Origin of the sequence: Streptomyces sp. NPDC086554 (assembly GCF_040686095.1) — a bacterium.
In the GTDB taxonomy this organism is placed as follows: Bacteria; Actinomycetota; Actinomycetes; order Streptomycetales; family Streptomycetaceae; genus Streptomyces.
In genome coordinates this window covers 125,629-135,597 of the sequence record NZ_JBFBJK010000001.1, presented here as the reverse complement: position 1 = coordinate 135,597, position 9,969 = coordinate 125,629, and the positions used below count along the sequence as shown (strand labels likewise).

Here is a 9,969-nt window from a genome sequence, read left to right as displayed (position 1 = left end):
ACCCGCGGGTGCTGCTGGGCGCGATGGGGGGGCCGCGGGGGGGGCCCCCCCGCGGCTCACATCCCGCCCCGCCCCCAGTGGGGGGGGACCCCCTGGGGGCCCCCCCCCCTTCTAGCTGCTTGAGGCTACTTGCCCTTCGCGGCTTCCTTGAGCTTGCTGCCCGCGGAAACCTTGACGCTGAAGCCGGCCGGGATGTTGATCGGCTCGCCGGTCTGCGGGTTCCGGGCGGTGCGAGCGGCACGGTGGGTGCGCTCGAAGGTCAGGAAGCCGGGGATGGTGACCTTCTCGTCGCCCTTGGCAACGATCTCGCCGACGGTCTCGGCGAACGCCGCCAGCACGGCGTCGGCGTCCTTGCGGGTCACCTCGGCGCGGTCGGCCAGCGCGGCCACCAGCTCACTGCGGTTCATGTTTGTACTCCCGTGTTCTTCTTGCCGTTGAGGCGTGCCACGCGGCGGGGCCGCATGATGGGCACAGCGAAGCCGATGCTGCCAGGGTCCTCGGTCAGGCCCCGGACCCGGGTCCGTCGTCCAGACCCTCGCGCCCAGAAAGGCATCCTGCCCCCACCTGCGGCGGGAAAGCCAATCCGGGGCCCTTGGGGGTCACAGGAAAAGCTTCACCGCCCCTGGGAAGGTGGCAGTCGGGGGCGCGCTTCCACGCCACCCTAGAGGGCCTTTGAGGGCCCTGCGTTCCGCGACGCGCCGTACTACTGGGCCGTGGCGCCTGTCACAGCCTCGCCCGCGGCCTTCGCCGCCGCGCGCACGGCATCGGCCACCGCGCCCGCGACCTTGTCGTTGAAGACGCTGGGGATGATGTAGTTCGGGTTGAGCTCGTCCTCGGCGACGACGTCCGCGAGGGCGCCCGCCGCCGCCAGCATCATCTCCGTGTTGACGGTGCGCGACTGGGCGTCGAGCAGGCCGCGGAAGACGCCGGGGAAGACCAGGACGTTGTTGATCTGGTTCGGGAAGTCCGAGCGTCCGGTGGCCACAACTGCCGCCGTCTGGCGGGCGATTGCGGGCTCGACCTCGGGGTCGGGGTTCGCGAGCGCGAACACGATGGCGTCGTCGGCCATGGCCGCGACGTCGTCGCCGTTCAGGACGTTCGGAGCCGACACGCCGATGAAGACGTCGGCGTCGACGACCGCTTCCTTGAGGGTGCCGCGGGCGCCCTCGGGGTTGGTGTTGTCGGCGATCCAGCGCAGCGGCGAGTCCGGCGCGGCGTCCACGAGGTCCTCGCGGTCGGCGTGCACGACGCCGTGGATGTCGGCGACGACGGCGTGCTTGACGCCCGCCGCGATGAGCAGCTTGAGGATGGCCGTACCGGCCGCGCCCGCGCCGGACATGACGACGCGTACGTCGCCGATTCCCTTGCCGACCACGCGAAGTGCGTTGGTCAGCGCGGCGAGCACGACGATCGCGGTGCCGTGCTGGTCGTCGTGGAAGACGGGGATGTCGAGGGCCTCGCGCAGGCGGGCCTCGATCTCGAAGCAGCGCGGCGCCGAGATGTCCTCGAGGTTGATGCCCGCGAAGCCGGGGGCGATGGCCTTGACGATCTCGACGATGGCGTCGGTGTCCTGGGTGTCCAGGCAGAGCGGCCAGGCGTCGATGCCGGCGAAGCGCTTGAAGAGGGCCGCCTTGCCCTCCATGACGGGGAGCGCGGCTTTCGGGCCGATGTTCCCCAGGCCAAGAACGGCTGAACCGTCCGTTACGACCGCAACGGAGTTGCGCTTGATGGTGAGGCGGCGCGCGTCCTCGGGGTTCTCGGCGATCGCCATGCACACGCGGGCCACGCCCGGGGTGTAGATCATGGAGAGGTCGTCACGGTTCCTGATGGGGTGCTTGGACGCCATCTCGATCTTGCCGCCGAGGTGCATCAGGAACGTACGGTCGGAGACCTTGCCGACGTTCACGCCCTCGATGGTGCGCAGCTGCTCGACGATCTCGTCGGCGTGCGTCGTGGACGTCGCCGCGATCGTGACGTCGATCCGGAGTGCCTCATGACCGGAAGCCGTGACATCGAGGCCGGTCACCGAGCCTCCGTGGGACTCGACGGCCGTGGTGATCTGGGAGACCGCGGTGCCGCTCGCGGGCACCTCCAACCGGACCGTGTTCGAGTAGGAGACGCTGGGCGCCGTTGCCATGGCCGACTTCCTCTGCTTTCACCGTGTAGCTCTTGCCGTCCGATCGTCGCACCTACCACTGAGTACGTGGTAGCCGCCCCGGATTGCGAACGTTTCGTTCACGAGGTTTTCGGAAACTTGTTTCCACCATACGAGAAGTCGCGAAGTGCCGGTAGGGGGAAGGAGCAACAGGGTGCGGGAAACGGAAAGAGGTCCTCGTCACTGGGTGACGAGGACCTCTCCTACGTTCATGACACCGACCCGCCATGCTCGCCTCGCGGCAAGTGGTCGCTCGTAGCGACGAAGGTTGGGCCCGGGGGCTTGGATCGGGCCGGTGCCACGTCAACGGTAACAAACGATCCCCGCAAGGCAATTCCCGTCACGGAAAGTCCTTCGCGGATCGCTGACGGATCACCGATGGATCACTCCCGGAGCAGGTCCGGCACCCCGTCCGCGTCCGGCTCGTCGCGCTCGCCCGACAGGACCGTGAGCTGCTGGGTCGCGCGCGTCAGCGCCACGTACAGGACGCGCAGGCCCGCCGGGGACTCGTCCGCGATCTCCGCCGGCGAGACGACGACCGTCGCGTCGTACTCCAGACCCTTGGCCTCCAAACTGCCGAGCGCGACCACCCGTTCGCCGAGCCCGGCGAGCCAACGTGCGGCCTGCTCGCGCCTGTTCATCGCCACGACGACGCCCACCGTGCCGTCGACCTGGTCGAGGAGGCGCGCCGCCTCGTCCCGCACGGACCTGCCGAGGTCTCCGTCGCGTACGACGGCACTGTGTCCATTGTTCGCCGTCGCAAAACGCGGCTCCACACCGGTGGACCGGACGGCCGACGGCGACTCGGAGCCGGGCATCGCGAGGGCGAGGACCTTGGCGGCGAGTTCGGCGATCTCGGCGGGGTTGCGGTAGTTGACCGTGAGCGTGAAGCGGCGGCGCGGGCGGGTGCCGAGCGCCTCGTCACGGGCCTCGGCCGCCTCGTCCGGGTCGGACCAGGAGGACTGGGCCGGGTCGCCGACGACCGTCCACGTGGCGTGCCGGCCGCGGCGGCCCACCATCCGCCACTGCATGGGGGTGAGGTCCTGCGCCTCGTCGACGATGACGTGCGCGTACTCGGTGCGTTCCGCCGCGAGCCGTTCGGCGCGCTCCCGCTGGGACTCCTCGCGCTGCGGCATCAGCTCGTCGAGTCCTGTGAGCAGGTCGAGGGGGTCCAGATCCTTCTTCTTACGTGGCCTGTGCGGCGTACCGAGAATCGCCTGGAGCTCGTCGAGGAGCGCCACGTCGTGCACGGAGAGCGCGTCGCGCCTGAGGGAGCGGGCGACCTTGCGGACCTCGCCGGGGTTCAGGACGCGGCGGGCCCAGCGGCCGAGGCGCCGCTCGTCGCTCATCGCGGAGAGCACCGTGCGCGGGGTGAGCTCGGGCCACCAGGCGTCGAGGAAGCGGATGAAGTCGTCCTCGGACGTGATGTCGTCGTCGAAGGACGAGCGGAGTTCGGCGGCGAGCTCCGGGTCGCTGTGCCGGCCCGCGGCGCCGGACTGGGACCAGAGGGCGTCCAGGAGGAGCTTTCTCGCTCGGGGGCGCAGGAGGTTGACGGGTGCGGTGCCGCCGAGGGCGTTGCGGCGGATGCGGGTCAGTTGCTCGGCCTCCAGCTCCAGGCGGCGGCCGAAGGCGACGACTCGGAGGCGGGTGGGCGTCTCGGCGGGGGCCTTGGGCTCGGTCTCTTCCTCCTCGCCGAAGCTGAGCTGCTCCGGTTCGGTGGGGGTGCTCACCGTTGCAGTGTGCGGGTCCGCTGTGCCCACCCGTTCCGCCCTTGCGGAACGCCTGCCCACAGCGGTGGCGGCTGTGCCTTCCAGTGCCCCTCGCGCCGCCCTCCGCAGAACGTGCAGCATCCGCGAGGAGCCCTTGACCCTTGCCACCGCCGGGGAGTCGTAGACCGTGGCCTCCGCGCCCGACTCGTCGGCCAGGGAGCCCACCGCGCGGATCGCGACCTGGCCCTCCTCGCCCAGCGACGGAAGGACTCCCTCCGTGTACGCCACGAGCAGCGGGGTCGGCGAGACGATGAGGATGCCGCCCGCGTACCGGCGGCGGTCCTGGTAGAGGAGGTACGCCGCGCGGTGCAGCGCCACGGCGGTCTTGCCGGTGCCGGGGCCGCCCTCCACATACGTCACCGACGCGGCGGGCGCGCGGATCACCATGTCCTGCTCGGCCTGGATCGACGCCACGATGTCCCGCATGGTGTGGCTGCGGGCCTGGCCGAGCGCAGCCATCAGGGCGCCGTCGCCGATGACGGGCAGCTCATTGCCGTTCAGGGTCGCCTTGAGCTCGGGGCGCATCAGGTCGTCCTCGACGCCGAGGACCTCGCGGCCCTTGGAGCGGATGACCCGACGGCGTACGACACGGCCCGGGTCGACCGGCGTCGAGCGGTAGAACGGCGCGGCGGCCGGGGCCCGCCAGTCGATGACGAGCGGGGAGTAGTCCGCGTCCAGGACGCCGATGCGGCCGATGTGCAGGGTCTCGGCGATCTCGGCGGTGTTGTTCGCCGAGACCGCGTCCTCGGCGGGCTCGACCGATGTGTACGCGCCGTCCGGGCCCTTCTTGCCGTCCTTGCCGAGCAGCAGGTCGATGCGCCCGAAGAGGAAGTCCTCGAACTCGTTGTTGAGCCGGTTGAGATGGACGCCCGCGCGGAAGACCTGCGCGTCCCGCTCGGCCAGCGCGCCCGGCGTGCCGACCTGGGAGCGCTTGGCAGCGTCGTTCATCAGGAACTCGGCCTCGTGGATCTTCTCCTCGAGACGCCGGTAGACCTGGTCGAGATGTTCCTGTTCGACGCTGATCTCGCGGTCGCGTACGTCGGCCACCGAGGCCCCTTTCCTGCGTGCAGCTGCTCTGTCGAGCAGCCGTCTACCGTACGCGAAAAGGGGCCCCGATGTGCACTTCTCCTACGCGACGATCACGATCAGGGCGAGTCCGTCTGCGACAGGATGACGGACCAGAGAGTGCCGGCTTCGAATTCCTCGCTCGGGGGTTCGTCGACCACGTAGATGTCGGCCCTGGTCGTGGTCTCGCGAAAGTACCGGAATCCGCCCAGTGAGGGGTCCTTGACTTCCTCGAGGTTCCCGCCCTGCTCGCGCAGCGCATCGTGGAACGCGTCAAAGCGGGTGCGGGGCGCGAAAGGACCGTAGGCCTGCTCCAGCGGTGCCGGGACGATTCCTTGGATGCCGCGGGCCAGGCGGTGGACCTGGATCGATGCCGTCACGGATTGCCAGTGGCCGCCGCTCCTGATGAAGGCGAGCTCGACGAGTGCGTAGTCCCGGCGCATGTCCTTCTTGTGCACGTCGTCCAGGAAGTCCCCGCCAAGTGCCGCCTCCCAGGCCTCCGGTGGCGTGCCGAGTGGAGTGTCGAGCACCCGGTTCCGCGTCACCGCGGACACGTAGAAATCGATGTCGGTCATCAAGCTCACTCTGCCTTGTTCATTTTCTCCAGGGCCTTGATGATGAAGTGGATCTCCGCCGCCCTGTTCTTGGCTGTCCCGTACTCTCCGCGGTTCATGCTGTCACGTGCCGACGACGCCTTGGCGATGATGTCGTCGCGGAGGCTTCTGTTCGAGTGGATCTCGTCCAGGACCTTCTGCACTTCCTTTTCGCTGGCTGTTCCCTTGGAGAGCCGGATCGGCTTGGCGCTGATTCCTCCCTTGTCGTTGGGGAAGATCTGCACCTCGTTGTCGCCGATGTGGATATGCGCTCCCTTGTTCCCCCAGTCCCGGTACGCCACGGAAGCGTGGATCTTGTACGGGGCCAGGCCGAGCGGATCGCTCCAGGTGTGCGGGTTGCCGACATACGTGGCCGCATTGGGCGCGGGGTCCAGGCCGAGCGGGTCCGGCGTGAGGTAGCGGGCTATCTCCGGGGCGTAGTAGCGGAAATAGTTGTAGTGCAGGCCGGACTCGGGGTCGAAGTACTGGCCGGGAAAGCGGAGTGGTGTGTACGTGACGCTGTCGGCCGCCCAGGCGGTCGCGCCCCACAAGGTGGAGCGCATGCGCCAGGCGACCTCGCCGTCCTCGTCCACGAGTTCCGTCGGGGTGCCGACGAGGTCGGTGACGATGGCGTAGAAGCGGGTGTCGACCTCCTCCTGAGCGGCGTCATCGACGGGTGTCACGGATATCCGCTCGGTCTGGGTCAGCGGACGCTCTGCCTCGTCCCCGTGGTCCCAGGTGAGCGTGACCTCGCCGGGCAGCCGACCACCACGGGTGGTCTGCTCGCAAACGGTGGTGCCGTCCCAGACGAAGTCGACGCGTTCGGCCACGGTCGTGCCGTCTTCCGCGATCCGCTCCTTGGCGATGCGGCGCCCCAGCGGGTCGTACGTGTAGCGCCACTGTGTCCCGTCCGGCGTGATGACCGAGGTGAGCCGGTCCTCCGCGTCCCAGACGTACCGCCAGGTGTCGGGCTTACGGGAGAGGCGCGTCTTCTGGCGCAGCACGATGCGGCCCGCGGCGTCGTGCTCGTACCGGACGGCACCTGCTCGCAGGACCCTCGTTCCGGCGTACTCGCGCCGGCCCTGTGCCTCCGCGTCGGGGTGGGCCGCCGGCCAGGAGGCCTCCGTCTGATTGCCTGCCATGTCGTACGCATACGTCTCGCGCCACTCCGGGGCCCGGACTCCCGTGACGCGTCCGGCCTCGTCGAGTTCGAAGTTCCGTGCGCCACCGGCCAGTTCCTCGACACCCGTCAGACAGCCGTCCACGCGGTACCGGTACGCGCGTTCCTGAATCCGGTGCCCTTGGGGGCCCGCGAGGGTCTGGGTCCGCAGGCGGCCCAGGCCGTCGTACGCGTGAGTGAGGGTGAGATGGTCACCTATGTGGCGGGCGGTCTCGTGGCCTGCCGCATCGTGCTCGAAGCGCAGGCTCCGCCCGGCCGTCACCAGCTCGGTGCGGCGCCCCGCCGCGTCGTACGCCCAGGTGCTCACCGCACCGGAGGGCGTCCTGCGGCCCGTGCGGCGGCCGAGCTCGTCGTAGGTGTGGCTCAGCTCCCGGCTCGGGGATGTGCCCGAGGCGATCGTCTCCGAGCGCAGCAGGCCGTGCTCGTCCCAGAGCCACTCGACCACCGCGTCCGGCGCGGCCGCGCGCAGCATGCGGCCCGCCACGTCGTACGAGAAGTCCGTGATCTGCCCTGCGACGTCCTTCCGTGTGACCTGTCCGAGCGCGTCGCGACAGTAGCGGACAGTCTCGCCGAGCTGAGTCGTGCGCCGCGTCAACCGGCCTGCCCCGTCATGCGCGTAGCGCTGCACATGCCCGTCGAAGTCCGACTCCTCGACCAGGCGTCCCCCGGCGTCGTACGCGTAATTCCACGTCAGTCCCTGGGGGTTGGTGACCGTGGTGAGCCTGAGTTCGGTGTCGTGGCTGAACTCGTGGCGCACGCCATCGACATCGATGCGTGCCGACATGAGGTCGAAGTATCCGTACTCGAAGCGCGAGACACCGCCGTTCGCGTCCGTGTGCCGCGTGCAGTTGTCCTCGCTGTCGTAGGACCAGGTCTCCTCCGAACCGTCCGCGGCGATACGGCGGGCGGGCAGACCGGCGACGGTCCACTCCGTCCGGGTCTGCGCACCCGAAGGGTCCGTCAGCACGGCGAGTCGGCCGAACGCGTCGCGTTCGTAGGTGCTCACCGCGCCCAGCGGGTCCGTCACCTCAATGGGCAGACCCGCCTTGTCGTTGCGGATGCGTGTGCTGTGCCCGAGGGCGTCGGTGACCGCCGTGAGACCGCCGGTCCCGTCGTAGGAGAAGCGCGTGGTGCGGCCGGCGGGGTCGGTGGCGCTCACGAAATTGCCGGACGCGTCGTACTCCCTGGCCCAGCGCGATCCGTCCGGCTCGGTCACCAGCGTGGGAAGACCCGACTCGTCGTACTCGTAGGCGAGGTGACTGCCATCGGGGCGCAGCACGCGCGTCACGCGCCCGTGTTCGTCGTACGTGTACCGCTGCGTGTTCCCCAACGCGTCGACCTTCGCGGTGAGTTGGAGTTCTTCGTCCCACTCCTGCAGCGTGACGTGGCCGAGCGGGTCGGTCTCGCGGATGAGGCGGTACGACTCGTTGTGCTCGTAGACGCGGACGTGTCCGAGGGAGTCCGTCACCCGCGTGGTGCGTGTGGCGTCCTCGTAGTCGAGCGTCGAGGCGAGCGCGTCGCCGGTGCCGCCGGTCGCGATCACCCGGCCCTGCTCGTCGTAGACGTACCAGTACGTGGTGTCGTTGCGGTCGGTCCACGAGGTGATCCGGCCGTCCGCGTCGTAGGTGTAACGCATCGGCAGGTCCGAGGAGTTGAACTCCTCCACCAGGTTCCCGGCCTCGTCGTAGCCGAAGGTGATCAGGGTTGTGCCGGGCTCGTTCGGGGCGGCCGGGTCGAGGAGGCGCAACCCCGTGATGCGGTCGAGCGTCTCGTGGCGGTCGAGCGCGATGTGGTAGCCGCCGGAGTGGACGACCGCGCGGGGCAGGTCGCCCACCTCCGCGTCGTATCGGAGGGTGACGCGGTTGCCGTTGCGGTCCTGCACATACTGCAGCGGCAGGTCCACCGCCTCGCCTTCGGCGGCGGGCACGGGGCTGTGGAAGACGCGTATGTGGCCGGTGTCGGGATCACTCACCCGCAGCGCGCCGTCAACCTCGTCGTCCCACGCCAGCGTCAGCCGCGAGCCCGGCGTCTCCGCACGCACCGGCCCGCCCGCCCCACTGGCCTCCGGATCGGGCAGCGGGAAGCACAGCCGCGAACCGTCCTCGGCCACGAACACCACGCCCTCGGCATCCACCTGGACGCGCTGGTCGAGCGTGGAGGCCCACGACGGACCGAACCAACCCCCGTACCGGTAGCAGGAGATGTGTGTGCGCTCCAGAATCAGCGGCAGCACACCCGGCAACTCGGCATCCGTGCGCGACAGCGCCATGTCCCCGGTCGCCACGTCGATGGGGTCGCGGACGAACTTCTTGAGCGCGTTCTGCACCGAGGCCGGCAGCTTGTCCCACCCCGGCCGCGCCTGCAACCGCGCCAGCGACGAACAGTTCAGCTTCATGGCGCTGCGCAGCTTGGCCAGGTCCTTGGGCTTGAGCTTGCCCAGGCCCTTGCCGAGGAGTTTGCCCAGGCCGCCGATGCCCACCCCGAGCGCGGCTCCCAGCGCCAGCGTCTCGGCCAGCTTGCCCGGGTCCTTGAAGGTGGCCGGGTCCTGCAACAGGGCATCCAGCGCCGCGTACTTGGCGCCCTGCCCGGCCAGCTTGCCGACCTTCGCGATCGACTTGATGTCCTTGAGCGCCTTCAGCGCCCGCGACAGACCGCGGATGACTTCGAGCACCGCCCGGATCGTGCGCCCCATCGCCGTGCCCGCGCGCTCGATCCGGCCGATCAACGCCATCGCCTTCGCGAACCGCGCGCCCGCCGCCAGGCTGCCGACCACCGCGCTGGCGCCGCCCGTCAGGACCGACAGCGCCAGACCCGCCATCTCGACCTCGATGATCTCGAGGATGATGACGTTGAGCTCGGTCAGCAGCTCGTGCGCCTCGTCCGCGAACGTGTCCAGCGCGTCCGCGCCGTCCCGCAGCGAGTCCGCCATCGTCGACGCCTGCGTGCGGGTCTTCCCGGCCCGCTTGGTGAAGGCCCTGGCGGTCTCGCCCTCCCAGGTCATGTCCTTCAGCGCATGCTCGGCCTCCTTCACCGTGGCATCGATCGCCTTGGCCAGGGCCCGCCACTTCTTGGCGATCTCCCGCACACCGTCCGGGTCCACCGCCGGGTCGGAGATCCCCAGGAACTCCATCATGCTGGCCATGCTGTCGCCGGCCATGTGGTTGAACTTGTTGATGTAGTGCAAAGGGTTGAGGTCGACCACGGGGC

General features: G+C 69.6%; 5 protein-coding genes. All 5 read right to left on the bottom strand.

Annotated features, from left to right (window positions below):
• Positions 1-125: 125 nt before the first annotated feature.
• Positions 126-407, bottom strand: coding sequence for an HU family DNA-binding protein (locus AB0O76_RS00520; protein ID WP_030680681.1), 282 nt, complete (start codon positions 405-407; stop codon positions 126-128).
• 296 nt (positions 408-703) lie between these two features.
• A complete protein-coding gene (locus AB0O76_RS00515; RefSeq protein ID WP_365483341.1) occupies positions 704-2,137 on the bottom strand; it encodes an NAD-dependent malic enzyme in 1,434 nt (477 codons plus the stop codon).
• A gap of 401 nt (positions 2,138-2,538) precedes the next feature.
• Positions 2,539-4,971: a UvrD-helicase domain-containing protein gene (locus AB0O76_RS00510; RefSeq protein WP_365483338.1), complete on the bottom strand. Its 2,433-nt coding sequence runs from the start codon at positions 4,969-4,971 to the stop codon at positions 2,539-2,541.
• A gap of 98 nt (positions 4,972-5,069) precedes the next feature.
• Complete coding sequence (locus tag AB0O76_RS00505; RefSeq protein WP_365483335.1) at positions 5,070-5,564, bottom strand: hypothetical protein; 495 nt, start codon at positions 5,562-5,564, stop codon at positions 5,070-5,072.
• Between the two features lie 5 nt (positions 5,565-5,569).
• The gene (locus AB0O76_RS00500) at positions 5,570-9,964 is read right to left on the bottom strand and encodes a DUF6531 domain-containing protein (RefSeq protein WP_365483332.1); all 4,395 of its coding nucleotides are present in this window, start codon (positions 9,962-9,964) and stop codon (positions 5,570-5,572) included.
• Positions 9,965-9,969 lie beyond the last annotated feature (5 nt).

What these genes read in the sequence shown, in the direction of transcription:
- AB0O76_RS00520 (WP_030680681.1), bottom strand. Translation starts at nt 407, where the DNA reads ATGAACCGCAGTGAGCTGGTGGCCGCGCTGGCCGACCGCGCCGAGGTG.
- AB0O76_RS00515 (WP_365483341.1), bottom strand. Translation starts at nt 2,137, where the DNA reads ATGGCAACGGCGCCCAGCGTCTCCTACTCGAACACGGTCCGGTTGGAG.
- AB0O76_RS00505 (WP_365483335.1), bottom strand. Translation starts at nt 5,564, where the DNA reads ATGACCGACATCGATTTCTACGTGTCCGCGGTGACGCGGAACCGGGTG.